The following is a 25501-nucleotide window of genomic DNA, read 5'->3' as shown; positions in this document are numbered from 1 at the left end:
TGACTGTTCTATTCACATCCTGACGTCCTGAATAATTTCAGTCAACAGGGTGGGCGGGAGGCCACCGGTGATTGACTGGCGGACATGGCTTCACACCGTCGCGACCACGCCGTACGCGCTGCCGTGGAACAGGGCCTGATCACCGCGGACGAACCCGTCACCGCCCTGTACGACATCGCCGGAATCCGCGCCTCCGCCGCCGCACTCACGACAGCGTTCCAGCAGGTCACCAAGGGGTCCGTCCTACACGCCTTCGCCGTGAAGGCCGCGCCACTGGTACCGGTGCTGCGACTGCTGCACACCGAGGGCGTCGGAGCCGAGGTCGCCAGTCCCGGGGAACTGGCGCTGGCCCGCGCTGCCGGAGTACGGCCGGAACGGATCGTCCTCGACTCCCCCGCCAAGACCGCGGCCGAACTGCGCGAGGCACTCGCCCTCGGCATCGCCATCAACGCCGACAACCCTCAGGAGCTGGCCCGGATCGACGCCCTGGCCGGCGCAGGTCCCCTGCGTTCGCCGGTAGGGATCCGGGTGAACGCGCAGATCGGCGCGGGCGCGATCGGCGCGCTCTCGACGGCCACGCCGACCTCGAAGTTCGGTGTGGCACTGCGTGACGACGGCGCCCGCGCCTGGGTGGTGCGGGCCTACCTCGACCGCCCCTGGCTGACCCGACTGCACACGCACTCCGGATCTCAGGGCCTCACCCTCCGGCAGATGGCCGAGGGCGTGCGGACCGCGTACGACCTCGCCGAGGAGATCAACGCCGCCGCGGGACGACGGCAGGTCGACGCACTGGACATCGGCGGCGGACTGCCGGTCAACTTCTCCACGGACGAGGAGACCCCCACGTTCGCGGAGTACGCCCGTCTGTTGCGCGACGAGATCCCCGGACTCTTCGACGGGCGCTACGGCCTGGTCACCGAGTTCGGCCGGTCCCTGCTGGCGAAACACGGCACCGTCCTCGCCCGCGTCGAGTACACCAAGACGGCGGGCGCCCGACCCATCGCGGTCACCCACGCGGGCGTGCAGCTCGCCACCCGCACGGTCTACGACCCCGCCTCGTGGCCGCTGCGGATCGTCGCGTACGACGCGAAGGGGCTGCCCAGGAACGGTGCGAGCGTGGAGCAGGACGTGGCGGGCCCCGCCTGCTTCGCCGGCGACCTGCTGGCCGAGGCCCGGCAGCTGCCGCTGCTGGAGCCCGGCGACCTGGTCGCGGTCCTGGACACCGGCGCGTACTACTTCACCAACCACTACGCCTACAACAGCCTCGTCCGGCCCGCCGTGCACGGCTTCCACACGGGCCCCGACGGGGTGCGCTTCGTGACCGCCCGGCCCGCGCAGACCCTGGACGAGATGGTGGCCGAGTCCGGCGGCGGGTCGGTGGACGCACTGCTCTGACGAGCCCCTCCCCTATATCTCCCTCGCCTCCTTCCCCGCGCCTGTGCGTCGGGCCGCGCCAACGCGCTCCGACGGACGTGGCGGACCGACGGTGGCGGGCATCACGCACCGGTGCTTCCGTGGAGGCATGACCAGCAGCAGCGTCGTCGTGGAACGCCGGATCGCCGCGCCTTCGGCGCGGGTGTGGGAGGCCCTGACCGATCTCCGCGGCACGGAGCGAGTGCTCAGCGGGGTGCAGAAGATCGAGGTGCTCACCGAGGGAGCCTTCGGGGTCGGCACCCGGTGGCGCGAGACCCGCCGCATGTTCGGCAAGGAGGCCACCGAGGAGCTGTACGTGACGGCGTGCGAACCACCAGAACGCTTCGTGGTCGAGGCGGACGGCCACGGCACGCACTACGTGTCGCAGTTCGCCCTGCGAGCGGACGGACCGGAGACGACGACCGTGCGCATGACGTTCTCCGCCGTGCCGCCCGGCGGGATGCAGGGTCTGCTCGCCAGGGTGTTCGGCCGCCTCGGCAAGAAGGCCGTGGTCAAGGCGATCGAGCGGGACCTCGCCGACGTGGCGTCCGCCGTGGAGGACCGCGGCTGACCCGTTACGGTCGAAGTGCCCGCTCGGCAGGAATCACCCGTCGAGGCGCGAGCAGGGACCTCTCGGTGTCCCGTCAACGAGGAGTTGGTCTCCTCGTCATCGTGCGCTTGCTGCGGGTCCTTCCATCGGGTGGTCCCGGGTCCGTCTCGGCCGCTCCTGCCGGGGATTTCCGGCCGGGACGGAGGTAGTGATCCCGCCCACTGCCCAAGCCGCCGCAATGGCAGCAGGCGGGAGTGTTAATGGCCGCGCGGCTTGCCGGGGCAAACGACGTGTACGTGCACGACGCAGCCGGGACCGGACGCGGAGTGGATGTCGCGCGTCTCGTAGCGCTGGCCCGGGCGGATAACCTGGTCGCACTTCGCGCAGATCACGGGCGGCCGCCCTTCGGGCAGTCGCGGCAGCGGCGCGGGAACCAGCGGGTGCGCGTATCGAGGCGACAAATGTAGTGCTCGCCGTCGATGTCGACCGCGATGGCGGGTGTGAGGACGACACAGCAGAACACGCAGTCCATGCCGCGCTGTTGTCTGGCGGTGAGGCTGCCGATCGCCGGTAGGACCGGCGCCGGACTCTGCACATTGGCATTCACGATGTAAGTCCCTCGACTACGCTGAGTTGCTCGCTGTCACTGACTACGACGGTAGAAGGACGAGTTCTCTGGAAGTAGTGACTGCGGGTACGGGTATCCCTCCGCTACTCCCGGCCAAGGGGACAGCCATGGGCAGCAGTAAGCGATCCACCCCGACCACCAGTCAGGGAACCGGTGTGCGCCACCGCAGCGGCATCGTGTCCGGCTACGTATTACGCCTGGCCCGCGAGCAACTCGGTTTCACTCAGGAAACGCTCGCTGAGCGTATGCGCGTCGTCGCCGACACGCTCGCCGGGTGGGAATCCGGCCGACGGCCCCTCACCGCTGTTCCCGTAGGGCAGATGCTCGTACACCGCCACCGGCTGCTCCAGCTCGGCGCCGCACCCCCGCTCCTCCTCGCCCTCGAGCGGGCAATGGAAGCCGACGTGCTGCTGTCGAGCGCACTGGGTGAGGAGACACCAGCCGATCAGGATCCGCTCGGCGCGTGGGTGATGCAGCGCGATCTCGTCGAAGTACTCACCTGGCCCCTCAACGGTGTGGCCCCCACTCCGCTGCGGGACCTGCCGGAGCCACCCCGCCCACGCCGGGGCCCCGTGCCCAAGGGGCCCGAGCTCGCCGCGGACGACCGGAGACGGTTCTTCTCCCGCATGCGGCGGACCGCCGAGACCGCCCGAGGCGCCCACCACTTCCTGCTCCGCCGCCAAGCCCTCTACCTGGCCGGCTACGACTCGACCCCGGACACCGGCGAGGGGCTCGCCCACCAGCAGAGTGCGGGCCGGCCCGACGACTGGCTGACCCGGTGGCTCAACGAACGTTCCGTGGCCGCCGTCGCAGCGCGGCAGGGCGACCGCGACCGCATGACCCACTTCATCACCGCCCTGGACGGTGACACCACTAACGAGGCGGCGAACCTCAACTACTGGGCGTACTGGATCGGCGAGGCGCCTCACGCTCAGCTCTCGGATGAGTTCATCGCGACCGAGGACCCGCGCAACTGGCCGGGAGACAAACTGCTGCAGCACCTGGTGCGCGGGCTCAACCCCGCCCACGGATTCTTTGACCTCAACGTCCACACGCTGTGGACTCTTCTCGCGGCTCGGCCGAACCTTCTCCGTTCGAGCGGAGCAGGGCGCGCCTTACGTGATCGACTCCCCGTGATGTTGGATAACGGCGAACTGTCGGCGAGGGCTCGCCGCGAGCTCGAGAACATCCGGTACGCGATCCGCCTCTCCGAGGCGTGAGAGGAGACCAGCTGTGGCTGACGACCTATCCGCGGTGGCGCACTTCCTGTACGAGGCAGGCACTCTCAAGCACACGCGCCGCACGGGCTGGTGGATGGCCGGAGTACGTGACCCCGAGAGCGTCGCCGAGCATGCCTGGCGGACGTCCCTGATCGCTTCGATCATCGCCAAGCTGGAAGGCGCCGATCCCGCTCAAGCCGCCTTCCTTGCCGTGTGGCATGACACCCAGGAGACGCGCACGGGCGACGTGAACTACCTGGGCAAGAAGTACTCGACCGAGGCGGACCCCGAAGCCGTTACCGCGGACCAGGTGGCTGGCATGCCGGAGCAGCTGGCTGAGACGGTGCTGGAGCTGATCGCGGAGTACGAGGCCAAGGAGTCTCCAGAAGCCGTCTGCGCCCGGGACGCGGACAAGCTGGAGTGCATGCTGCAGGGCATCGAGTACAAAGCACAGGGCTACGAGAACGCCCAGCGCTGGATCGACAATAGCCGAGGCCGTCTCGTCACAAAGACGGGTCAGCGGCTCGCGGACGAGTTGCTGAGCCAGGGGTCATTGGACTGGCTGCGTTCAACCCTTGGCGAAAGGGCTAACGAGAAAACGCGCAAGCGCCCCTTGCCCAACCCGTGAGGATCAGGAAAGAGGCGCGTCGATCTCAGCGGGCGAACAGGCTTACGGCGCCGGTTGCTACGCCTGCTACACCGGCGAGAACGCCGATAGTGGGCAGAGGCCACCGGCCCTTCTCCAGTGTTCGGATCCGTGGTTCGTGGTCGGGGACGGGGAGATCGGTGCACATGTCGTCACCTCGGCCGCCGTGCTGGTCGAGGTGATCCACCCAAGGATCAATAGGGCCGCGCTGAAGTGGACGCTGTCGCGACATCAGGTGGAACCCGTCGCCCGGGCTCTGACAGAGTCCACCACCGCTCTGCTGCCGGGTGCGAGCCTGCACAGCTCACCGGAGTCCTGACGCAGGATGTTACACCTCCACCGAGCAGGCAACTCCTCTTCTTCGTAGGCGAGTTGCCAGCAGGCAGAGTAGGCGCGCCTCGCCGCAGAGCTCAACTGGCCTGCTCAGGAACGGGACTCCAAGATTCGACACTCGAAGAACTCGGCGACCGTCTGATGCTTGCGGCTTGCGTCGCTCCTGCAGTCGCGCACGAAACCTTCCCCTGGCTTGAAGTTTCCCTACTTCAGCCCAGATGCGAAGCATCGCCTCGCTCTCATTGCGGAGTGCTGGCAGGACCTTGTTGCCGGCCTCAAGATTTTGCCCAGGTTCCAGCCCTGGTGAGCCCACTGGCGGACCGGGCCGGGGCGGGCCGGGGCGCTGGTACTGCTCGGCATCGCGCTCCGGGCCGTCAACAGGATGGGGATGAGGGTCCGGCACGTGGGCCCTCCGACCTCTCGGCCGGCACGAGGGCGGCGGACTTTATCGAACCGCGAGCACGTTCCGTTGGGAATTGCCGGAACTCCCACCAGGAGCCTGCACGGTGCGTAACCTCCCGGCTACGGACTTACGTCCGAGCCGATCGCACACGTGCTGGAGGGGGAATTCCGCGTGCCCGGAATTGACGAGTGTCTGCTGCACGCCATGCGGCTACCCGGAGTGCGCGGCGCCGCCCTCGTCGACTGGACGAGCGGCCTAGCCCTGGGGACGGTCGGCGACGCGGCCGGTGAGGGCCACGAGACGGCGGCGGCCGAGACTGCCGAGCTCGCCCGCATGGCGGCGGAGCACCCCACCTTCTCCCCGGTGCGGACCGCCGACGACCTCGGCGCGGACCCCGAGAAGTATCCACCGGTCGAGGACGTCGTCGTCACCACCCGCACGTGTTACCACGTCCTGCGCTTCGTCGAGACGAGTTTCGACAGCAGCGTCCTGCTGCACTTATGGCTCGACCGCGGCGAGGGGAACCTCGCCCTGGCCCGCCTGAGAATGCGGGACCTGACCGAGCGGCTGGTGCTGGAGTGACCCTCTCGCCGATGCTCCTCAGGCTCGCCGCCGAGCGGGCCACCGGCGCACTGTTGCGCGACCGCGGAACGCTCTACCTCGTCGACGGCCAAGTGGTGCATGCCGAAAGTCCCGCGGCTCCTGGCATCGACGTCCTGCTGACCGCCGCCGGCCGACTGCGCGCCGACGGCTGGACGGAGGCCCTGCGCGAGGCCGGGGCCCTCGGCAAGGTCGCCCGGTACCTCGTCGACAGTGGCCGCGTCTCCGGCGGAGAACTGGAAATCTGCCACCTCGGTGCGCTGTTCGACGCCGCGTTCTTCGCGCTCGCACCCAACGGCGGTCCGTCCAGGTTCCGGTACGGGGTGGCCCACTGGCTCGGCTCGGTGCGGCCCGTCCCCGCCGAAACCATCGAGCGGGAGACCGTGCGCCGCCGGGCCCTGCTCGACCGTCTCTGGGCGTACCCGGAGACCGACACCGCGCCGGTGGTGCGCGCCGCACAACCCGGCTGCGTCCACGCCGCCCCGCGCCAGCGAGCCGTGCTCGACCTGGCAGACGGCGTGCGGACCCCGGGCGACATCGCCCGAGCCCTGGGCCGTCCCGCCTTCCACACGCTGATCGACGTGCGACGACTGGCCGCGGCGGGGCTCGTGGAGACCCCCCGTCCCGTCGCCGCGCCCTTACCGCCCCCCGATGTCGCCCGGGTCATGGAGACCTCCGTCGATCCGGACGTCGCCCTGCTCCGCCGACTCCGTGACGCCCTGGAGGCAACGCTGTGATGCGCGCGATGAGGCAGCGCGCCGAGAGGAGACAGCTGATGACTGCGAGCACCGGAGTCCTCGACGAACTCCACCGTCTGAGGACCCGGTTACCGCAGCTCACGGGTGCCCTCGCGGCCAGTGTGGACGGGCTGGTGCTGGCCCGTGACACACCCGACGCGCATGCCGAGACCGTCGCCGCGTTGACCGCAGCCGCCCTCGGCGTGGCGGTGCGGCTCACCGAGGCGACCGGTCAGGGCGGCTTCCGGGAACTACTGGTCCGCGGTGAGAACGGCTATGTGGCGACGTACGCGGCGGGTGCGGCTGCCGTCCTCACGGTCACGGCCGAGCCGCGAGTCAATGTCGGTCGGTTGCACCTGGAAGCCCGCAGGACCGGTGCGCGCATAGGCGACCTCGTCAACGGCGCCCTCGACCGACTCGACCCGAACGCCCCATCCCCCAGATGAGTTCAACCACAAGGAAAGGCATCACCATGACGAACACCGAGACCTGCCTCAAGGAAGCGATGACCGCGATCGAGGGCGCCGTGGGCGTCGCCCTTGTCGACTACACCAGCGGGATGGCGCTCGGCACCATCGGCGGCGGGAAGCACCTGGACCTGAACGTGGCGGCCGCGGGCAACACCGACGTGGTCCGCGCGAAGTTGCGCGCGATGGAGATGCTCGGCCTGCAGGACGAGATCGAGGACATCCTGATCTCGCTCGGCACGCAGTACCACCTGATCAGGCTGCTCAAGACCCGGGGCAGCAACGGCCTCTTCCTCTACCTGGCGCTGGACGTCAAGCGAGCCAACCTGGCCATGGCCCGCCACCAGTTGCGGAAGATCGAGGCACAACTGGAGGTCTGACCCCCCGGGCAGCGCTGCACTACACACCGACGGCGGACCGGAGCGCCGGAGCGGGGCTACTCGGCGAAGAGACCCCGCTCCGCCGCCCGGGCATCGAATTCCTCGAGCCGCATCTGCGCGTCCGGAAGGTCGTCGCACATCGCTTCCAGCAGCACCCGGCCCAGCAGCATCGGCGCGCAGGCGGTGTCGAACGCCAGGCCCGTACCGACCGCCGCCGGGATCAGCAGATCGCTGTGGGCCGCGACGGGGGCGAAGGCCGAGTCGGCCACCGTCACGACGGACAACCCGGTGGTGCGGGCGTAGGCGAGTGCATCCACGACCTCTTTGGGATGGCGCGGCAGCGCGAAGCAGAGCAGTGCGCTCGCGCCCGCACGCCGCGCCGCGTCGATGCGGTCGGCCAGCATCGTCCCGCCCTCGTCGAGCAGGCGCACGTCCGGATGGACCTTGGCCGCGAAGTACGCGAATCCGCGAGCCTGCGACGAGGCGGCGCGCAGGCCGAGGACGGGAAGCGGGCGGGAAGCGGCGAGCAGTCGGCCGGCGCGTTCCACCGGGGCGGGGTCGGCGAGCATGTCGGCGAGGTGGCGCAAGTTCTCGATCTCGGCGTGCACCGCCTGCTGGTACTCGGTGTACGGCTCCTTCTCGACCGCCGGCTCGGCCGGTGCGACCTCCCGCAGGTGCTTGCGCAGCGCGGGATAGCCGTCGAAGCCGAGCGCCACGGCGAAGCGCGTCACGGAGGGCTGGCTGACCCCGGCGAGCTCGGCGAGCTCGACGCTGGAGAGGAACGGCACGTCGGCGGCGCGACGCACCATGCAGTGGGCGATGCGGCGCTGGGTGGGCGTGAGCCGGTGCCCTTCGAACAGCTGCTGCAGTCGCGCGGCAGGGCTGTTGTCGCTCATGCCGTCCCCCTTGTCGTCTCACCGATCAACGAATGCGCCGGACAACCTATTCAGCCCCGATCAACTCTGCATGACCATATACAGGACGGGCAAGACGGCAATACGGGGGACAGCCCCACTGACGCAACGCTCGCCGCTTCCTACGCTGACGGCATGGAGTCCCGTGACCCCGAGCTCGCCAAGGAGCTCGACGCCACCCTCCGGGCCCGCCGCGAGCTGGGCACGGAGTACGAGCAGGCGCTCATCGAGTCGTTCCTGGAGAAGGCCGGGCAGCGCATGGACGCCGCCGTCGACACCCAGGTCCGGCGTCGGCTGGCCGAGCAGCAGGTCCGCGCGGTCCGCGGGACGCACGGCTCCGGCCGGCCCGCGGGGAACGTCGGTGAACGCTTCGGGCTCGCGATCGCCACCCTTGTCCTGGCGATACCACTGTCGGCGATCGGTGCGGCGCACGCCGGACTCGAGGGGCTGCTCGTGTCCTGGGCGGGCATCGTCGGCGTCAACGCCGTGCACGTCCTGCGTGACAGCAGGTGGCCCCGGCGCGGGCCGACGGCGGACCGGGAGGGGTGAGGGCCCCGAGGGCACCGGGGCGCGGCGTCCCGTCCCCGGCCTGCCGGGACCCCGGACCCGGGGGCGTACCCCCGTGCCGCGGCGCCCCGGGCTGCCGCAACGGCCGGGCGAGAGCTTCGCAAAAGTGGTACGAGGGCGACACGTTGGCGCAGCACGCGCTTAACACGGGGGCGGCACAGTGAACTTGTCGGCGTCAAGGACTTCCGGAGCGGCTCCCGGACCTCCACGGACGCCCGGACGCGGAGCCGGACCTGACCCGGACCGCGTCCCCGCGGGGACCGCCGTCGTCCCGCCCCCCGGCAGCCGGGGGTGCGGCGGTCCCCGCGCACCGCTCCGTTACCTGCCCTCGCCCCGCGCCAGGAACGACAGCAGGTCCTGCCTGCTCACCACACCGGTGGGCTTGCCCTCCACGAGCACGATCGCGGCGTCCGCGGCACCGAGCACGGCCATCAGGTCGCCCACCGGCTCACCGGAGCCGACCTGCGGCAGCGGAGCGCTCATGTGCTTCTCCAGCGGGTCGTTGAGCGAGGCCCGCTGGGCGAACAGCGCGTCGAGGAGCTCGCGTTCCACGACCGATCCGATGACCTCGGCGGCCATGACGTCCGGGTGCCCGGCGCCCGGCTTGACGATCGGCATCTGGGAGACGCCGTACTCGCGGAGAACCTCGATGGCCTGGCCGACGGTCTCCTCGGGGTGCATGTGCACCAGAGACGGCAGACCGCCCTCCTTGTGCTGCAGGACGTCGCCGACCCGGGGCTCGTCGCCGGCCTGGTCGAGGAAACCGTAGTCGTTCATCCACTCGTCGTTGAAGATCTTCGAGAGGTAGCCCCTGCCGCTGTCGGGCAGCAGCACGACCACGACGTCGTCCGGGCCGAGGCTCTCGGCCACGCGCAGCGCCGCCACGACGGCCATGCCGCAGGACCCGCCGACCAGCAGGCCCTCCTCCTTGGCGAGGCGGCGGGTCATCTGGAAGGCGTCCTTGTCGGACACCGCGACGATCTCGTCGGTGACGTCGGGGTCGTAGGCGGTCGGCCAGAAGTCCTCACCGACGCCCTCGATGAGGTACGGACGGCCGGAGCCCCCGGAGTAGACGGAGCCCTCCGGGTCCGCGCCCACGATCCGCACGGCGCCGCCACTGACTTCCTTCAGGTAGCGGCCGGTGCCGGAGATGGTGCCGCCGGTGCCGACGCCCGCGACGAAGTGAGTGATTTTCCCCTCGGTCTGTTCCCACAGTTCGGGACCGGTCGTCTCGTAGTGCGAGCGGGGGTTGTTCGGGTTGGAATACTGGTCGGGCTTCCAGGCACCCGGGGTCTCCCGTACGAGGCGGTCCGAGACGTTGTAGTACGAGTCGGGGTGCTCGGGGTCGACCGCCGTCGGGCAGACGACGACCTCCGCGCCGTAGGCCCGCAGCACGTTGATCTTGTCCGTGGACACCTTGTCAGGGCAGACGAAGATGCACTTGTAACCCTTCTGCTGGGCCACGATGGCCAGGCCGACACCGGTATTTCCGCTGGTCGGCTCGACGATCGTGCCGCCCGACTTGAGCTCGCCGCTCTGCTCGGCGGCTTCGATCATGCGCAGCGCGATGCGGTCCTTCACCGAACCGCCGGGGTTGAAGTACTCGACCTTGGCGAGGACCGTCGCCTGAATGCCCGCGGTCACGCTGTTGAGCTTCACCAGCGGGGTATTGCCAACCAGACTGATCATCGAGTCGTGGAATTGCACCGTAAGTCTCCGGGATCTCCGTAGTAGTCCCGCCAGCGTATGCGTACGGGACCGAGATTGGGCGACAGTCGTTACGGGGCAGTTAGCTCTTGTACGGGGGCACGGCTACGGAAGGTGGCTGGGACTGTGTCGAGGGCGAGAGTTGCACGCCGGATCGCTGCAGGCGCGGCCTACGGCGGCGGCGGGATCGGGCTGCTCGGCGCCGCGGCGGTGACGGTGCTGCTGGCCGAGGTGCAGCTGGCGAAAAGATCGGTGGGGGGCGGCACCGCGCCGTTCCCCCCAGGCGCCGACGGACTGTACGGGACGGCCTACGGGTTGTCGGACCCGCTGCGCCTGGTCCTGCTGGGCGACTCGACGGCTGCGGGCCAAGGAGTGCGCAGGGCGGGACAGACTCCGGGCGCGCTGTTGGCCTCAGGGCTGGCCGCCGTGGCGGAGCGTCCCGTGGAGCTGCAGAACGTGGCCGTCCCCGGAGCCAGGTCGGACGACCTGGAGCGGCAGGTCACCCTGACGCTCCGGGATCCGGCCCGGTTGCCGGACGTCTGCGTGATCATGATCGGGGCGAACGACGTGACGCGTCGGATGCCCCCGACCGAGTCCGTGCGGTACCTGTCGGCCGCGGTGCGCCGACTGCGTACGGCTGGCGCGGAGGTGGTGGTGGGCACCTGCCCGGACCTCGGCACCATCGAGCCGGTGTACCAGCCGCTGCGCTGGCTGGCCCGTCGCGTCTCGCGCCAGCTCGCAGCCGCGCAGACGATCGTGGTGGTCGAGCAGGGCGGCCGTACGGTCTCGCTGGGCGATCTCCTGGGTCCCGAGTTCGCGGCGAACCCGCGGGAGCTGTTCGGCCCCGACAACTACCACCCGTCGGCGGAGGGGTACGCGACCGCGGCCATGGCAGTGCTCCCCACGCTGTGCGCCGTCCTGGGGCTGTGGCCGGGGTCGGACCGGCTGGACGCCGACCGCCACGAGGACATGTTGCCGGTCGCCAAGGCGGCCGCAGAGGCGGCGAGCGAGGCCGGTACGGAGGTCACCGGGGCCCGGGCCCCGTGGGCGCTGCTCAAGCACCGCAGGCGGCGGCGCCTGCCGGTCCCGTCGGATCCCGCGCGTTCGGACACCCGCCCGGCACAGGTGCACGGACAGGAGTGAGCGCGGTCGAACCGGCCGGGGGCGTCCGGCTGCGGTTCCCCCACGGGGCCGGCCGCGCCGCCGCACGCGCGGCTCACCGCGGGCTCCGGCGCCCCGCCCGGCCGCCGCCGTCACCGCCACCGCCGCACCTGGGGATGCGGCCCACCGCACTGCTGCTCGGGACGTCCGTAGGCCCCCGGCCGCCGCCGTCGCCGGGACAGAGCGAGACCCCCGCCGCGTAAGCGACCGCTTAGAAAAGAGGCCCTCATCACATGCTCCGCACGGTGACCCGAGGGATACGTGAGGGTAACTTCCCCATCAGACTTCCGTGACTGCCGTACATCCCTCTGGAGCCGTGATGCCCGAAGCCGTGATCGTCTCTGCCGCCCGCTCGCCGATCGGCCGCGCCTTCAAGGGGTCGCTGAAGGACCTGCGCCCCGACGACCTGACGGCGACCATCATCCAGGCCGCACTGGCCAAGGTCCCCGAGCTGGACCCGAGGGACATCGACGACCTGATGCTCGGCTGCGGCCTCCCCGGCGGCGAGCAGGGCCACAATCTGGGTCGCATCGTCGCCGTCCAGATGGGGATGGACCACCTCCCGGGCTGCACGATCACCCGCTACTGCTCCTCGTCGCTGCAGACGTCCCGGATGGCACTGCACGCCATCAAGGCGGGCGAGGGCGACGTCTTCGTCTCGGCCGGTGTCGAGATGGTCTCCCGCTCGGTCAAGGGCACCTCCGACGGCCTGCCCGACACCCACAACCCGCTGTTCGCCGATGCCGAGGCCCGCACCGCCGCCGTCGCCGCGAGCGAGGGCGCGGACTGGCACGACCCGCGCGAGGACGGCCTGCTCCCGGACGCCTACATCGCGATGGGTCAGACCGCGGAGAACCTCGCCCGCCTCAAGGGCGTGACCCGCGAGGACATGGACGAGTTCGGCGTCCGCTCCCAGAACCTCGCCGAGGAAGCCATCAAGAAGGGCTTCTGGGAGCGCGAGATCACCCCCGTCACCCTTCCCGACGGCACCGTGGTCAGCAAGGACGACGGCCCCCGCGCCGGCGTCACGCTGGAGGGCGTCCAGGGCCTGAAGCCGGTCTTCCGACCCGACGGCCTGGTCACCGCCGGCAACTGCTGCCCGCTGAACGACGGCGCCGCAGCCCTCGTGATCATGTCCGACACCAAGGCGCGCGAGCTGGGCCTGACCCCGCTGGCCCGGATCGTCTCCACCGGCGTCTCCGGGCTCTCCCCCGAGATCATGGGCTACGGCCCGGTCGAGGCCTCGAAGCAGGCCCTGGTGCGCGCCGGGCTGACCATCGGCGACATCGACCTGGTCGAGATCAACGAGGCGTTCGCCGCACAGGTCATCCCGTCCTACCGGGACCTGGACATCCCGCTGGACAAACTGAACGTGAACGGCGGCGCGATCGCCGTGGGCCACCCCTTCGGCATGACCGGTGCCCGGATCACCGGCACCCTGATCAACTCCCTGCAGTTCCACGACAAGCAGTTCGGCCTCGAGACCATGTGCGTCGGCGGCGGCCAGGGCATGGCCATGGTGATCGAGCGCCTCAGCTAGGACCCGGACCGGGCCCCGGCGCGTCTCCGCAGGGCCGCCGGGGCCGTGGAAGGGCCCTTGAACAGGGCTTTTCCGGGTGGATGGGAACCTGCGCCCCTCCCGCAGAAAGGGCTTTCCCAACCGCAGCGCATCCCAGCCGTGACCGAATCTCCCCCAGGATGTGACCTTTCCCCTAAGGGAGGAACGTTTCTGCAGCTCAGCGGGGTCCGTGCGTTAAACATCCACCCCAAAGTCCTGTCCATTTCGTGACGTAATGCACTGACACCGGGCGTCGCCCCACGCCAAGCTGATGTAGTAAGTCGGGAAAGCCAGCGAAACCGGGAGTACGTCAGTGAGCGCCATGTCCCTCGCCCTGCTGCTGACCACGACCGCCGCGACGGTCGTGGGGGCCGCTGCCCTGCACACGACACGCGGGCTGCGCAAGCAGGTCACCGCCCTGCGTGCGGAGCTGTCCGAAACGAGCCGCCAGGACAGCGGCCCCTTCGGTTCCGTCCCGCACGCCCGCACCGCACCGGCCAGTGAGATACGCGCCGCCGTGGCCGAGGCCCTGGCGGAGGAGCGCGAGCGCGAGCTGGCCGAAGCTCGCGCCTTCTGGGCGGCGCAGGAGGCACGCGACGCTGCCGACGCCCCACACTTGGCCGCGGACCCGTCGATCTCGCTGCTGGGCGGCCTGGCGGGCCCGATCGAGGACCACCCGCTCTACTTTCCCCGCCAAGCCGACTTCGCCGGCCTGGAGGCGCTGAACCTGGAGGCGGCCGAGGCTGCCGAGGCGCTCGACGAGCTGGCGGAGCTCGCCGATCCCCCCACCGAGTTCGCCGAAGACTCCCCCGAGCTGGCCGCGGCGCGCCGCCGCCACCCCTCGCACCCCGACTTCGTCCCGGTCCAGACGCCGGTCGTCACCGACCACGAGCGCACCGTGTCCCGTCTGGAGGAGCTCGCGGAGAACGCCGTCGCCCTGACCGACGTACGTCCGGGCCCGCTCGGCACTCTCGACGTGTACGTCTTCGCGGACGGCACGACGCTCTGCATGACGCCCGGCCACCGGGAGACCGCCGAGCGGCTCGCCGAGTCGCTGCGCGGCGGTGAGGCACCCGTCCTGATGGGCGGCTCGGGAGTCTCCGGGGCGTACGCCCTGACGTTCTCCTGCGGCAGCGAGAACGTCTACATCCTCGCGGACCGCGTCATCGCATCCCTCTGAGGTCACAAGCGGGCGCGTCGCGCCGCGCCCTCGACGAGTGCCACGGCCTCGCCCAGCAGCTCGGGCGGGGCCGATTCCGCGCGCCGCAGGGCTTCGGCCAAGTCCCTGCCCGCGACCCCCAATTGGTCCGCGACCGCGAACACGCCCGCGTCCGGCATGATCCTCGGCTCCTCGCCAGGGGCCTCGATCCGCTGGGCGCGTACCGCCAACTCCCTGGCCAGCGCGAGTCCTTCGGCCGCCGCTCCGCGCTGGAGCCGGCTCTGCGGGGCGGCCCGCAGCCGGTCGGCGAAGCGTTCGACGGCCACCGTCAGAGGTGTCGTATCAAGCACACCGCGACCCTATGCGCCGGTACGGGACTGTTGCCAATACGCGAACACTCAGGCACCGTGACGTGAAGGACCACACGCGCAATGCGTCCGGAGGCGCCGATGTCCCACGTCTTCTCCGAAGAGACCCACCGCAATCTGCTCTCCCGCATCCCTCACTGCACCGGTCGCGAAGTGGCCGACTGGCTGCGCACCGTAGATGAAGGCCCCTCCCTCTTCCGCTTCGAGGAGAAGGTCAGCTGGCTCCGCAGCGAGCACAACCTCGCGTACGGACACGCGAAGGCGATCATTCATGAGTACGACCTGAGGCGGGCTGCGCGGAAGCTCCTCTGACACGTCGTGCACGTCGAGAACCAACGGCGAAGGGCCCGTCCGGCGAAGCCGGACGGGCCCTTCGTGCGTTCTGCACCGCTACTGCGGTCAGTCGTCGCCCTGCAGGATCGACAGCAGACGCAGCATCTCCAGGTAGATCCACACCAGGGTCATGGTGAGGCCGAAGGCCGCCAGCCAGGACTCCTCACGCGGAGCACCGTAGGTGATGCCGTCCTCGACCTGCTTGAAGTCCAAGGCGAGGAAGCAGGCACCCAGGATGATGCCGATGATGCCGAAGACGATGCCGAGCCCGCCACTGCGGAAGCCGAGGCCGTCACCGCCGCCGAAGACCATGAACAGCAGGTTCACGGCCATCAGCAGCATGAAGCCGATCGCGGCCGCCATCACGAAGCCGTAGAAGCGACGCGTGACGCGGATCCAGCCCATCTTGTACGCGAACAGCACGCCGGCGAACACCGCCATCGTGCCGAGCACGGCTTGGGCCACCACGCCGTCCGCGATGTACGTGGAGACGACGCTGGAGATGACGCCGAGGAAGACACCCTCGAACGCGGCGTAGGCGAGGATCAGCGCGGGGGACGGCTTGCGCTTGAACGACTGGACGAGTCCGAGCACCATCGCCACCAGGGCAGCGCCGATGCCGATGCCGTACGACTTGCCGAGGTTGGCCGGGTCGACGGGCAGCAGGACCCACGACAGGATCGCGGTGAACACGACCGTGCCGAGCGTCATGGCGGTGCGCGCCACGACGTCGTCCATCGTCATCACGTTGCCGCGTGCCGGGGCCTGCGGCGGGGCGCCCAGGGAGCCGTCCGCGGGGGCGTAGGGGTTGGTCGCGTAGGGGTTGCCGGTGCCTTGGGCGTACGGGTTGGTTCCGACCCCCGGGCCCCCGGCCTGCTGCGCCGCGTTGAAGCCCGCGTAGCCGTTGTCGCGGCTGAACCCCCGTCGCGAGAAGACCGGGTTACTGCTCCTCATCTCACTCCTCCATGGCCGCCCTGCGCAGCCTTGGGGTTAAGAGTAATGCGAGGGCAAAGAGAACCGCCTAGTGCTGAGGGAGGATCTTTCCTGGATCGTGACAGGGAACACGCCCGCTCGGGCGGGCCGATGCCCACCGGGAACCGACCCCGTCCCGCGGACGGGGCGTGAGCCACCCGGGCGGGTCGGGCACCGGACGCCCGGCTGCGGAGGCAGGCGCCGCCGAACGACCGCCGAACGACCGAGCAGCGCGTGACCGCAGTCACAGCGCACCGGCCCGCCGCCGGTGCGCGTTCGGCCCGGCGGGGTCGATGGCCTCGACCCGGACGACAGGGAGGTCAGCGCGGCGCATGTGTGAGCCCGCCGGCCTCGGGAGTTGCGACGCACTGCGGCGGGGACGGCGTCGCGCCGGCCTCCTCGTCCCCTACGGGTGAGCGCCCCGGCCCCGGCGTGCGGTACGGCGGCTCCCGTGCGGTCGAGGTCGAGCAGCCGTACGGAGGAGTCGGCGCTGCGGGCCACGCGGGCCGCAGGATGTCCGCGGGTCCGGCCCGGCGCCCGGGAGGGAGCACGCAGTCCGGCGTCGTCGGGCCCGTCGGCGGTGGTGAACCGGGTGCCCCAACGGAATATCTCGACGATGACGGCGGGGAGGTCCGGACCGCGGAGAGGAGACATGTCGGCCAAGTCCGTTCCGCGAGAGTGCATTCCGGTGCTTCTCTGAAATCAATCACCGCCGAACCCAGAGAAAATATGAGGGGAACAGGCGTTCAAGCATTCAACGATTTGCGCCGGTGTCGGGATCCGTACGTGTGCCCGGAGCCGGACTCGAACCGGCACGGCCCGAAGGCCAGCGAGGTTTAAGCTCGCCGTGTCTGCATTCCACCATCCGGGCTGGGTACGCGGCTCCGCGTTTCGCCCATGAGCCTATCGGTGCAGCTCCCCCGAACAGCCGAACGGCAGCGCGATGTTGTCTTATTTTATTGACATCTGAGGGTGCATCAGCACGCCTAAAGGGCAGTTTGCACAAGTCCTGACTCGCCCCACGGCCACCCCGACCCGCGCTCCGGAATGACGGAAAGTCGCCGTCCGTGTACGCGACGGCCCCCCGGGGGAGGACTGAGCTCCCCGCGAGGAACGGCGAGGGACGGCCTGCCGCTGATCCCCCGGGGACGGCGTCATACCAGAGGAGGACGGCCGGGCCCGCCCGTCAGACCAAAGAGGGCCTCAGGAACGGGCACCGGGACGGACGATCGGGCACGGGAACGAGCGACACGATGGTGTGGTCCCCGAACGAACGCTGCGACAGGAGAGTCGTCACCGTGACCACCATGCCCACCGCCACCCGGACCACCGCGGTGGCCGCCCGCGCCACGGACCTGTCGAAGGTCTACGGAGTGGGTGAGACCCAGGTGGTCGCCCTCGACCGCGTCTCCGTCAACTTCCAGCAGGGCGAATTCACCGCCATCATGGGTCCCTCCGGCTCCGGCAAGTCGACGCTCATGCATTGCGTCGCCGGCCTGGACAGCTTCAGCAGCGGCTCCGTGCAGATCGGGGACACCGAGCTCGGCTCGCTCAAGGACAAGCAGCTCACACAGCTGCGCAGGGACAAGATCGGCTTCATCTTCCAGGCGTTCAACCTGCTGCCGACGCTCACGGCGCTGGAAAACATCACCCTCCCGATGGACATCGCCGGACGCAGGCCCGACAAGCAGTGGCTGCAGCAGGTCATCGACATGGTGGGGCTGTCCGGTCGGCTCGGCCACCGGCCGGCCCAGCTGTCCGGCGGTCAGCAGCAGCGCGTGGCCGTCGCCCGCGCGCTCGCCTCACAGCCCGCGATCATCTTCGGTGACGAACCGACCGGGAACCTCGACTCGCGCTCGGGCGCCGAGGTCCTCGGTTTCCTGCGCAACTCGGTGCGGGAACTGGGCCAGACGGTGGTCATGGTGACCCACGACCCGGTGGCGGCGTCGTACGCGGACCGCGTCATCTTCCTCGCCGACGGCCGGATCGTCGACGAGATGCTCAGCCCGACCGCCGACGGCGTGCTGGACCGCATGAAGGCCTTCGACGCCAAGGGCCGCACCAGCTGACCGCATCGGGCAGCTGACCCCGCCCCGAGGCCGGACACCCGAAGCCCGGCCCCGACCGCCCTCCCGGCCCCACTCCACAGGACTGACACCCACCATGTTCCGAACCGCCTTGCGCAACGTGCTCGCGCACAAGGCCAGGCTGCTGATGACCGTGCTCGCCGTGATGCTCGGCGTGGCGTTCGTCTCCGGCACCCTGGTCTTCTCCGACACCCTTTCGAACGCCTTCCGCAACCAGACCGCCAAGGGCTACGACAAGATCGCCGTCGCCGTCACGACGTACGGCGCGATGGACGGCAGCAGCAAGCAGGACCCCGGCATCTCGGCCCAGACGGTCGAGAGGATCGGCAAGCTCGACGGGGTCGCTTCCGTCGGCGCCCGCGTGGACGGCTTCGCGGGGGTCGCCGACCCGAACGGCAAGCTCATCGGCAACGGCTGGTCCAACAAGGGCTCCAACTACTACCCGGGCGAGAACGGCAAGGACGACCGCTACACCCTCGTCACCGGTTCGGGCCCGACAGAGAACGACGAGATCGCGCTCGACAAGGACACGGCGGCCAAGGGCAAGTACGAGGTCGGTGACACCGTGCGCGTCGCCACCAACGGCCCGGTGAAGAAGTACACCCTCTCCGGCGTCTTCACCACCGACGACGGCTCTGTCAGCGCGGGCGGCAGCCTCGTCCTGTTCGACACCGAGGTCGCCCAGAAGCTCTACCTCAAGCCGGGCTTCTTCACCGACGTCACCATCGCCGCCAAGCCGGGCGCCTCCGCCGAGAAGATCCTCGACCAGGTCAAGCCGCTCGTCCCCAAGGACGCCGAGGCCAAGACCGGCGCGGTCCTCGCTGAGGAAGAGGCCAAGCAGATCGACGCAGGTCTCAGCGGACTCAAGCAGTTGCTGCTCTACGCCGCCGGGGTCGCGCTCTTCGTCGGGGTCTTCCTGATTTCCAACACCTTCTCGATGCTGGTCGCGCAGCGCACCAAGGAGCTCGCGCTCATGCGCGCCGTCGGTGCCTCGCGCCGCCAGATCACCCGCTCGGTGCTGCTCGAGGCCCTGGTGGTCGGCGCCATCGCCTCAGCGATCGGCCTCGCGCTGGGCCTCGGCCTCGCCGTCGGGCTGCGCTCGGGCATGAACGCCTTCGACCTGAAGATCCCCGGCGGGCCGCTGGTCGTCTCCCCGACCGCGATCCTCTCGGGCCTGGTCGTGGGCGTGGTGGTCACCGTGGTCGCCGCTTACTTGCCGGGCCGTCGTGCGGCGAAGATCCCGCCGGTCGCCGCGATGAGCAGCGTGCACGCGGTGGCGACGACCAAGTCACTGGTCGTGCGCAACACCGTCGGTGCGGCCATCGCCCTCGCCGGCTCGGCGGGGATCCTCTGGGGCGCTGCCGTCGGCAAGGACGGCAAGATGATCATCGCGGGCGGTGCCTTCCTCGCGCTGGTCGGCCTGATCGTCCTGATCCCGCTGCTGTCCCGGCCGGTCATCGCCCTCGTACGGCCGCTGCTCGTCGGAGGGTTCGGGGTGGCGGGCAAGCTCGCCGGCCAGAACGCCGTCCGCAACCCGCGCCGCACCGGTGCCACCGCCTCGGCACTCGCCATCGGCCTGACCCTGGTCACCGGGATGTCGGTGCTCGGCATCTCGGTCGGCCAGGCACTCGACCGGACGATCACGGACAACGTCAAGGCCGACTACATGGTCCAGATGGCGGCCCAGGGCATGAGCCTGGACCAGTCCGCGCTGGCAGCGGTGAAGAAGGCCAAGGGAGCCACCGCCGTCTCGCCGCAGCAGTCGTCGTACTTCGAGCTGGGCGGCGTGGACCGGTCGGTCTCCGGTGTGGTTCCCGGTGACGTCGAGCGCGTGCTGAACCTCAAGGTGCTCGACGGTTCGCTGTCCACGCTCGGCCAGGGCCGGATCGCCGTCGACCAGGACACGGCCAAGGACAAGGGGTGGAAGACCGGCGACACCCTGCCGGTGAAGTTCAGCGACGGCAAGACGGGCAAGCTCACCATCGGTGCGACGTACGAACCGAACGATGTGGTCTCCACCGTCGTGGCTCCCGTCTCACTGCTGAACGCCCACGAGACCCGCGCCTACATCCCACAGATCTACGTCAAGATGGACGGCGGTGAGAGCACCGCCAACGAGCAGGCCCTGGTCGACGCCCTCGGCCAGAACCCGGCCATTCGAGTGATGGACAAGAAGGACATCCAGGACGAGTTCGGCGGGATGATCAATGTGCTGCTGAACATCGCGTACGGCCTGCTGGCCATGGCTCTGATCATCGCGGTGCTCGGCGTGGTCAACACGCTCGCCATGTCGGTCTTCGAGCGCCAGCAGGAGATCGGGATGCTGCGAGCAATCGGTCTGGACCGCCGCCGCGTCAAGCGCATGATCCGCCTGGAGGCCGTGGTCATCTCGGTCTTCGGCGCCGTGGTCGGCGCGGCCATGGGCACGTTCCTCGGGTGGGCGGTCAGCCAGACGGTGAAGGACTCGATCCCCGGCTACTCGATGGTCGTCCCGTGGGACCGGATCGGCCTCTTCCTGCTGCTCGCCGGCATCGTCGGTGTGCTGGCCGCCCTCTGGCCGGCCCGCAGCGCGGCCAAGCTGAACATGCTCAACGCCATCAAGGCCGAGTGACCGCCCCCAGGACGCACTGACGACGAGAGGGCAGGGCCCCCGCTCCCGGGGCCCTGCCCTCTCGCCTGCGTCCGCGCGCGGCGCTGGCGCCGCGTCAGCTACCCGCGCAGTAGCTCATCAGCGTCACGTGGTTGGCCTTGAACTGGTCGTAGACGGCCGCGTTGTCGATCTTCAGCAGCGTCTCGTCGTTGGCACGCAGCGCCTGCCACGAGTAGTTGTGGCTGCCGGTCCAGACGATCTTCTTGCCCGCGGCGCCGTTGTACGTGCCGTTCACGAGCAGGTACTTGGAGTGGAGCCCGATCTTCGCCGTACGACCGGCGGGAGGGTTCTCCCAGCACTCCACCCGCTGGGTGAGCTTGCCGGAGACGATGCCTTCCACGGTCTTGCCCATCGACGGAGTACCGGTGCCCCCGCCGTTCGGATTGCCGTCCGCCGCCAGGATGACGGAGCAGCCCGCGTTCACCATCGAAACCAGCTTGCTCGCGATCTGGTCACGGTAGAAGAGGTTGGCTGCCATCCGCACCTCGGAGTGCGCCTTGCAGTCGACCTTGTCGAGGATCAGCTTGACCGTGTCCGTCGCCGGGTCGGTCTTGTAGGTGGTGCCGGCGGTCTCCCTGCGGGGGAAGAAGTACGCCTTGTACGCCGGGTCGGTCGCGCTGATCGGGGTCTTGTAGTAGTGGTCCAGGCCCGAGGCGGAGGCGCCGTACTTCACGAGATCGGCGAAGTACGCCTGGTAGTTGTCGTACAGTCCGGCGTCGGGGATCGTCACGGCGTTGTTGAACAGGTCGGTGCGCTGGAGGTTCGTCATGTTGGCCGAGGCCTGGACGACGACGTCGTCCGTCCCGCCGGTCGACGAGAACAGGAAGAACTTGTTGTGGTTGATCGCGCCGTCGTCGCCCGGCAGCACCCGCGTGCCGAGGCAGCCGCGGCCCGCCGGGCAGAGCAGGACCCAGGACGACTGGGTGCGGTCGGTGCCGAGCCCGGCGGCCAGCCGGGTGTACTCGCCTCCCGTCATCGTCGAGGAGGTGTGGTCGATGACGACCCTGACGTGGACGCCACGGCTCTTGGCTGCCACCAGGGCGTCGGTGACCGGGTTCTCGGTGAACGAGTACATCGACACCGAGATGGTGCTGCCGGGGGCCGCGCCGTCGATGAGGCCGATGATGTGGTCGCGGATCCGACTCTGGGCGGCGGTGTCACCGGCCGGGTCGTTGAACGTGGCGGTCGGCCCCGCGACGGGCGCCGACTGTGCCTGCGAGGCGGTGCCGGCAACGGCTCCGGTGGGCAGCAGCGCGGTCAGCAGACCGGCTGCGGCGGTGGCGCCGAGCAGCCACGAGGTACGGCGGTGCACGTGTGGGTCCCCCCTTGGACTGGCAGATCCATGACAATCGAAAACATCGGAGGGGGCGGAATGCGCAGGTGCACATTCCGCCCGCCCGGGTTCCGTCCGAAGGTATCAACGCCGTGGCTGCTCACTCCACTTGCGGGCCCGCAGGGGCATCCCCGAGTCGCCCGACTGACGGGGCTTCACGGCGAGGACCTGGTTGACACCGATCCGGTTGCGCTCGAAGGCCAGGGCAGACGCAGCCATGTAGAGCCGCCACACACGGGCACGACCAGGTGAGGTGCGCCGCACCGCCTCCCCCCAGTCCGCCTCCAGGTTCGCCACCCAGGCACGCAGGGTGCGCGCGTAGTGCTCGCGGATGGACTCGACGTCCCTGACCTCGAATCCCGCCTCCTCCAGGATCGACACCGTCCTGCCGAGCGGCGCCAGCTCCCCGTCCGGGAACACGTAGGCGTCGATGAAGTCGTCCACGTGGTAGGCCGCTTCGTCCTCCTCGGGGCGGCGGGCGATCTGGTGGTTCAGCAGCCGGCCGCCCGGCACCAGCAGGGCGTGCAGGTCATCGGCGTACTCCCGGTAGCGGACGGAGCCGACGTGCTCGGCCATGCCGATGGACGAAATCGCGTCGAACGGGCCGTCCCTGACGTCCCGGTAGTCCTGGACGCGGATCTCGATGCGGTCGGTCAGCCCCTCCTCGGCGATCCGCTTGCGGGCGTACGCGGCCTGCTCGCGGGACAGGGTGATGCCGGTGACCTGGGCGCCGAACTCCCGGGCCGCGTGCATCGCCATGGAACCCCAGCCGCATCCCACGTCCAGCAGCCGGTCGCCCTCCCCCAGTGCGAGCTTGCGGCACACCAGATCGAGCTTGTCCCGCTGGGCGTCCTCCAGGGTTCCGCCGTCCGTCCAGTAAGCGCACGAGTAGACCATGGACGGACCGAGCACCTGCGCGTAGAAGTCGTTGCCCACGTCGTAGTGGTGGCTGATGGCCTGCCGGTCCCGCTGCCTGGTGTGCAGCGGGCCACGGCGCCTGCGGACCTCCTCGACCGGCGGGGGCGGCGGCAGCCAGACCCTGGGGCCGGCGAGCTCCAGCAGCGCACGGGCTGCGGCGCGCAGTCCCGGGTCGAGCAGCGAACGCCCACCGGTACCGGCCGCCGGCTTCTCCCAGATCAACCCGGCGAGCCGGTCGAGGGCCTCGTAGAGATCGCCGTCGACGTCGATCTCCCCGGCCACCCAGCTCCGGGCCAGGCCGAGTTCACCCGGCTTCCAGAGCACCCTGCGCAGGGCGCGCCGGTGCCGGACGACGAGGACCGGGGCGTCGGCAGGTCCCGACTCGCTACCGTCCCAGGCTCGGATGCGGATGGGGGGCGGCGCCCCCAGCAGTTCTTCGGCGAGAGTGGTGAGCCGCGAAGCGGCATCGGCCATGGCGCACACCTCCGTGATGTCCGTTTCCGGAAATGCCCAACACCACGTAAACACCCTCGGCGTCCCGAAGCAGTCCCCTGAGCGTGCAAATGGACGGCAATTTAGATGTTCTGACCACCTTTCGGCTCGATCAGCCACACCGGCCCGACCGGGCACGCCGAAGGGGCCGCCCGCACCACGGATGGCGGGCGACCCCTTCGGGTCTCACGGCTGAGGGCTAGGAAGCCTTGGCCTTCTCCGGCGCGGCGGCGGCGGCCGGAGCGGGGGCCGGCTTGGCGGCCTCGTAGAACTCCTCGCGGGGCGACTCGATCGCACCGAGGGACACGACCTCGCGCTTGAGGAACATGGCCAGGGTCCAGTCGGCGAAGACGCGGATCTTGCGGTTCCAGGTCGGCATGGCCAGACCGTGGTAGCTACGGTGCATGTACCAGGCCAGCCGGCCCTTGAGCTTGATCTTCATCTTGCCCATGACGATCATCGCAACGCCCTTGTGCAGGCCGAGACCGGCGACCGCACCCTTGTTGGCGTGGCTGTACTCCTTCTGCGGGAAGCCCCGCAGGCTGGAGATGACGTTGTCGCCGAGGACCCGGGACTGGCGCAGCGCGTGCTGGGCGTTCGGCGGGCACCAGGCGTTCTCGACACCGGCCTTGCGCGAGGCGATGTCCGGCACCTGGGCGTTGTCGCCGGCGGCCCAGATGTAGTCGGTGCCCTGGACCTGGAGGGTCGGCTGGGTGTCCACGTGACCGCGCGGGCCGAGCGGCAGGCCGAAACGGGCAAGCGCCGGGTTCGGCTTCACGCCCGCGGTCCACACGATGGTGTTGGAGTCGACCTCGAGGCCGTTCTTCAGCACCACGTGGCCGTCGACGCAGGAGTCCATCGAGGTGTTGAGGTAGATCTCGATGCCCCGACCCTCGAGGTGCTCCTTGCCGTACTGGCCGAGCTTCGGTCCGACCTCGGGGAGGATCTTGTCCGCGGCGTCGACGAGGACGAAGCGCATGTCCTCGCGCTTGACGCTCTTGTAGTACTTGGCCGCGTCGCGCGCCAGGTCCTCGACCTCGCCGATGGTCTCCGCACCGGCGAATCCGCCGCCCACGAAGACGAAGGTCAGCGCCTTCCGGCGGACCTCCTCGTCCGTCGTCGAGTCGGCCTTGTCCAACTGCTCGAGGACGTGGTTGCGCAGACCTATGGCCTCCTCGATGCCCTTCATGCCGATGCCCTGCTCGGCGAGGCCGGGGATCGGGAAGGTGCGCGAGACGGCGCCGAGCGCGATGACCAGGTAGTCGAACGGCAGCTCGTAGGCCTCGCCGACGAGCGGCGCGATCGTGGCGACCTTGCGGTCCTGGTCGATGGTGGTGACACGGCCGGTGAGCACCTCGGCCTTGGGCAGCACGCGTCGCAGTGGGACGACGACGTGCCGCGGCGAGATGCTGCCGGCAGCTGCTTCGGGAAGGAAGGGCTGGTAGGTCATGTACGACCGCGGGTCGACGACCGTGACGGTCGCCTCGCCGTACCGCATCTTCTTGAGGATGCGACGAGCTGCGTACAGGCCTACGTACCCACCGCCTACTACGAGGATCCTGGGACGCTCCGTGGTGCTCATGCCATCGAGTATCCACCCCCCTAGTTGGGGTCGCTCGTGAGCCCCTTCACAAGCACGTGGGAACCCTCTGCTACACTCCGCCGCCCACGTGACCGAGGTCATGGCGCACGCCGGGAACCGCCATGTAACGGAGAACGTTGTCAAGGCCTCCTGAGCAGGCCCCACGGCCCTATCCGGAACGGTGGAGGGCGGTCGCCTTCACGCCCCGGAAACACGCCGGATACCTGGCAGTGTGGGGGTGCGGAAGCCATCCCGGGCAGAAAATGAGGCCTCAAGGGGCCCCAGGGGGCACTTTCGACGGCCGACCGGACCTTTTTCCTTGT

At 69.7% G+C, this 25501-nt stretch carries 23 protein-coding genes, 1 tRNA gene and 1 pseudogene; 16 read left to right on the top strand and 9 right to left on the bottom strand.

All coding sequences use genetic code 11. The annotated features are described in order from the left end of the window. Nucleotides 1-84 precede the first annotated feature (84 nt). Nucleotides 85-1395: a diaminopimelate decarboxylase gene (locus ACFXOM_RS29330; protein ID WP_384945582.1), complete on the top strand. Its 1311-nt coding sequence runs from the start codon at nucleotides 85-87 to the stop codon at nucleotides 1393-1395. A gap of 127 nt (nucleotides 1396-1522) precedes the next feature. Continuing rightward, on the top strand, nucleotides 1523-1984 hold the full coding sequence (locus ACFXOM_RS29325; RefSeq protein ID WP_385040276.1) for an SRPBCC family protein: 462 nt from the start codon (nucleotides 1523-1525) through the stop codon (nucleotides 1982-1984). 367 nt (nucleotides 1985-2351) lie between these two features. Here the strand turns inward: ACFXOM_RS29325 and ACFXOM_RS29320 are convergent, their stop codons facing one another. Continuing rightward, nucleotides 2352-2570: a hypothetical protein gene (locus ACFXOM_RS29320; protein WP_384940084.1), complete on the bottom strand. Its 219-nt coding sequence runs from the start codon at nucleotides 2568-2570 to the stop codon at nucleotides 2352-2354. Between the two features lie 128 nt (nucleotides 2571-2698). On the opposite strand from ACFXOM_RS29320, the gene ACFXOM_RS29315 reads away from it, so the two are divergent. The 7 genes and pseudogenes from ACFXOM_RS29315 to ACFXOM_RS29285 all read left to right on the top strand — a co-directional run bounded on the left by ACFXOM_RS29315 (nucleotide 2699) and on the right by ACFXOM_RS29285 (nucleotide 7377). Then, nucleotides 2699-3811 carry a multiprotein-bridging factor 1 family protein gene (locus ACFXOM_RS29315; RefSeq protein WP_385040273.1) on the top strand — a complete coding sequence of 371 codons (1113 nt, stop codon included), beginning with the start codon at nucleotides 2699-2701 and terminating at the stop codon, nucleotides 3809-3811. A gap of 13 nt (nucleotides 3812-3824) precedes the next feature. Beyond that, nucleotides 3825-4439 (top strand): HD family hydrolase, encoded by a 615-nt coding sequence (locus ACFXOM_RS29310; protein WP_384940088.1) that lies wholly within the window; start codon nucleotides 3825-3827, stop codon nucleotides 4437-4439. 166 nt (nucleotides 4440-4605) lie between these two features. Beyond that, nucleotides 4606-4758, top strand: a pseudogene (locus ACFXOM_RS29305) (DNA-binding protein); the annotation flags it as partial. A gap of 606 nt (nucleotides 4759-5364) precedes the next feature. Continuing rightward, the gene (locus ACFXOM_RS29300; protein WP_384940090.1) at nucleotides 5365-5775 is read left to right on the top strand and encodes a hypothetical protein; all 411 of its coding nucleotides are present in this window, start codon (nucleotides 5365-5367) and stop codon (nucleotides 5773-5775) included. Between the two features lie 11 nt (nucleotides 5776-5786). Continuing rightward, the gene (locus ACFXOM_RS29295; RefSeq protein WP_384940092.1) at nucleotides 5787-6530 is read left to right on the top strand and encodes a transcriptional regulator; all 744 of its coding nucleotides are present in this window, start codon (nucleotides 5787-5789) and stop codon (nucleotides 6528-6530) included. A 38-nt stretch (nucleotides 6531-6568) separates the two neighbouring features. Further along, nucleotides 6569-6976: a roadblock/LC7 domain-containing protein gene (locus ACFXOM_RS29290; RefSeq protein ID WP_384940094.1), complete on the top strand. Its 408-nt coding sequence runs from the start codon at nucleotides 6569-6571 to the stop codon at nucleotides 6974-6976. A gap of 26 nt (nucleotides 6977-7002) precedes the next feature. Beyond that, the gene (locus tag ACFXOM_RS29285; RefSeq protein WP_384940096.1) at nucleotides 7003-7377 is read left to right on the top strand and encodes a hypothetical protein; all 375 of its coding nucleotides are present in this window, start codon (nucleotides 7003-7005) and stop codon (nucleotides 7375-7377) included. Nucleotides 7378-7433: 56 nt separating this feature from the next. Here ACFXOM_RS29285 and ACFXOM_RS29280 read toward each other — a convergent pair whose 3' ends face one another. Next, complete coding sequence (locus tag ACFXOM_RS29280; protein WP_384940098.1) at nucleotides 7434-8273, bottom strand: MurR/RpiR family transcriptional regulator; 840 nt, start codon at nucleotides 8271-8273, stop codon at nucleotides 7434-7436. Between the two features lie 153 nt (nucleotides 8274-8426). Between ACFXOM_RS29280 and ACFXOM_RS29275 the strand changes: the two genes are divergently transcribed. Continuing rightward, a complete protein-coding gene (locus ACFXOM_RS29275; RefSeq protein WP_384940100.1) occupies nucleotides 8427-8840 on the top strand; it encodes a hypothetical protein in 414 nt (137 codons plus the stop codon). A 336-nt stretch (nucleotides 8841-9176) separates the two neighbouring features. On the opposite strand, the gene ACFXOM_RS29270 is transcribed toward ACFXOM_RS29275, so the two are convergent. After that, complete coding sequence (locus ACFXOM_RS29270; protein WP_385040270.1) at nucleotides 9177-10565, bottom strand: cystathionine beta-synthase; 1389 nt, start codon at nucleotides 10563-10565, stop codon at nucleotides 9177-9179. A 126-nt stretch (nucleotides 10566-10691) separates the two neighbouring features. Here ACFXOM_RS29270 and ACFXOM_RS29265 point away from each other — a divergent pair, with 126 nt between their 5' ends. The 3 genes from ACFXOM_RS29265 (at nucleotide 10692) to ACFXOM_RS29255 (ending at nucleotide 14464) form a co-directional block, all read left to right on the top strand. Further along, nucleotides 10692-11708, top strand: a complete 1017-nt coding sequence (locus ACFXOM_RS29265; RefSeq protein ID WP_384940104.1) for an SGNH/GDSL hydrolase family protein — start codon at nucleotides 10692-10694, stop codon at nucleotides 11706-11708. A gap of 337 nt (nucleotides 11709-12045) precedes the next feature. Further along, complete coding sequence (locus ACFXOM_RS29260; protein WP_384940106.1) at nucleotides 12046-13266, top strand: acetyl-CoA C-acetyltransferase; 1221 nt, start codon at nucleotides 12046-12048, stop codon at nucleotides 13264-13266. 331 nt (nucleotides 13267-13597) lie between these two features. Beyond that, entirely contained in the window at nucleotides 13598-14464 is an 867-nt protein-coding gene (locus ACFXOM_RS29255) for a hypothetical protein (RefSeq protein ID WP_385040268.1), read from the top strand. Nucleotides 14465-14466: 2 nt separating this feature from the next. Here ACFXOM_RS29255 and ACFXOM_RS29250 read toward each other — a convergent pair whose 3' ends face one another. Then, nucleotides 14467-14793 (bottom strand): hypothetical protein, encoded by a 327-nt coding sequence (locus ACFXOM_RS29250; protein ID WP_384940110.1) that lies wholly within the window; start codon nucleotides 14791-14793, stop codon nucleotides 14467-14469. Between the two features lie 99 nt (nucleotides 14794-14892). Between ACFXOM_RS29250 and ACFXOM_RS29245 the strand changes: the two genes are divergently transcribed. Continuing rightward, the gene (locus ACFXOM_RS29245; RefSeq protein WP_384940112.1) at nucleotides 14893-15123 is read left to right on the top strand and encodes a DUF4287 domain-containing protein; all 231 of its coding nucleotides are present in this window, start codon (nucleotides 14893-14895) and stop codon (nucleotides 15121-15123) included. 87 nt (nucleotides 15124-15210) lie between these two features. On the opposite strand, the gene ACFXOM_RS29240 is transcribed toward ACFXOM_RS29245, so the two are convergent. Next, nucleotides 15211-16098: a Bax inhibitor-1/YccA family protein gene (locus tag ACFXOM_RS29240; protein ID WP_384940114.1), complete on the bottom strand. Its 888-nt coding sequence runs from the start codon at nucleotides 16096-16098 to the stop codon at nucleotides 15211-15213. Between the two features lie 807 nt (nucleotides 16099-16905). Further along, nucleotides 16906-16987: transfer RNA gene (locus tag ACFXOM_RS29235), tRNA-Leu, on the bottom strand. A gap of 427 nt (nucleotides 16988-17414) precedes the next feature. Here ACFXOM_RS29235 and ACFXOM_RS29230 point away from each other — a divergent pair. Continuing rightward, nucleotides 17415-18185, top strand: coding sequence for an ABC transporter ATP-binding protein (locus ACFXOM_RS29230; protein WP_384940115.1), 771 nt, complete (start codon nucleotides 17415-17417; stop codon nucleotides 18183-18185). Between the two features lie 94 nt (nucleotides 18186-18279). Next, nucleotides 18280-20814, top strand: coding sequence for an ABC transporter permease (locus ACFXOM_RS29225; protein ID WP_385040265.1), 2535 nt, complete (start codon nucleotides 18280-18282; stop codon nucleotides 20812-20814). Between the two features lie 94 nt (nucleotides 20815-20908). On the opposite strand, the gene ACFXOM_RS29220 is transcribed toward ACFXOM_RS29225, so the two are convergent. The 3 genes from ACFXOM_RS29220 to ACFXOM_RS29210 all read right to left on the bottom strand — a co-directional run bounded on the left by ACFXOM_RS29220 (nucleotide 20909) and on the right by ACFXOM_RS29210 (nucleotide 25178). Continuing rightward, a complete protein-coding gene (locus tag ACFXOM_RS29220) occupies nucleotides 20909-22165 on the bottom strand; it encodes a phospholipase D-like domain-containing protein (protein ID WP_384945571.1) in 1257 nt (418 codons plus the stop codon). Nucleotides 22166-22270: 105 nt separating this feature from the next. Then, nucleotides 22271-23578, bottom strand: coding sequence for a class I SAM-dependent methyltransferase (locus tag ACFXOM_RS29215; RefSeq protein ID WP_384940121.1), 1308 nt, complete (start codon nucleotides 23576-23578; stop codon nucleotides 22271-22273). A 217-nt stretch (nucleotides 23579-23795) separates the two neighbouring features. Next, entirely contained in the window at nucleotides 23796-25178 is a 1383-nt protein-coding gene (locus ACFXOM_RS29210; RefSeq protein WP_384940123.1) for an NAD(P)/FAD-dependent oxidoreductase, read from the bottom strand. Between the last annotated feature and the right edge of the window lie 323 nt (nucleotides 25179-25501).

The sequence above is a fragment of the Streptomyces sp. NPDC059169 genome, assembly GCF_042755225.1.
GTDB lineage: Bacteria > Actinomycetota > Actinomycetes > Streptomycetales > Streptomycetaceae > Streptomyces.
This window is presented reverse-complemented; position numbering and strand designations above follow the sequence as displayed.

Excerpts from the sequence above, each read along its gene's own strand:
- ACFXOM_RS29330 (WP_384945582.1), top strand. The coding sequence starts at position 85 with ATGGCTTCACACCGTCGCGACCACGCCGTACGCGCTGCCGTGGAACAG.
- ACFXOM_RS29325 (WP_385040276.1), top strand. The coding sequence starts at position 1,523 with ATGACCAGCAGCAGCGTCGTCGTGGAACGCCGGATCGCCGCGCCTTCG.
- ACFXOM_RS29315 (WP_385040273.1), top strand. The coding sequence starts at position 2,699 with ATGGGCAGCAGTAAGCGATCCACCCCGACCACCAGTCAGGGAACCGGT.
- ACFXOM_RS29295 (WP_384940092.1), top strand. The coding sequence starts at position 5,787 with ATGCTCCTCAGGCTCGCCGCCGAGCGGGCCACCGGCGCACTGTTGCGC.
- ACFXOM_RS29290 (WP_384940094.1), top strand. The coding sequence starts at position 6,569 with ATGACTGCGAGCACCGGAGTCCTCGACGAACTCCACCGTCTGAGGACC.
- ACFXOM_RS29285 (WP_384940096.1), top strand. The coding sequence starts at position 7,003 with ATGACGAACACCGAGACCTGCCTCAAGGAAGCGATGACCGCGATCGAG.
- ACFXOM_RS29280 (WP_384940098.1), bottom strand. The coding sequence starts at position 8,273 with ATGAGCGACAACAGCCCTGCCGCGCGACTGCAGCAGCTGTTCGAAGGG.
- ACFXOM_RS29275 (WP_384940100.1), top strand. The coding sequence starts at position 8,427 with ATGGAGTCCCGTGACCCCGAGCTCGCCAAGGAGCTCGACGCCACCCTC.
- ACFXOM_RS29260 (WP_384940106.1), top strand. The coding sequence starts at position 12,046 with ATGCCCGAAGCCGTGATCGTCTCTGCCGCCCGCTCGCCGATCGGCCGC.
- ACFXOM_RS29245 (WP_384940112.1), top strand. The coding sequence starts at position 14,893 with ATGTCCCACGTCTTCTCCGAAGAGACCCACCGCAATCTGCTCTCCCGC.
- ACFXOM_RS29240 (WP_384940114.1), bottom strand. The coding sequence starts at position 16,098 with ATGAGGAGCAGTAACCCGGTCTTCTCGCGACGGGGGTTCAGCCGCGAC.
- ACFXOM_RS29225 (WP_385040265.1), top strand. The coding sequence starts at position 18,280 with ATGTTCCGAACCGCCTTGCGCAACGTGCTCGCGCACAAGGCCAGGCTG.
- ACFXOM_RS29215 (WP_384940121.1), bottom strand. The coding sequence starts at position 23,578 with ATGGCCGATGCCGCTTCGCGGCTCACCACTCTCGCCGAAGAACTGCTG.
- ACFXOM_RS29210 (WP_384940123.1), bottom strand. The coding sequence starts at position 25,178 with ATGAGCACCACGGAGCGTCCCAGGATCCTCGTAGTAGGCGGTGGGTAC.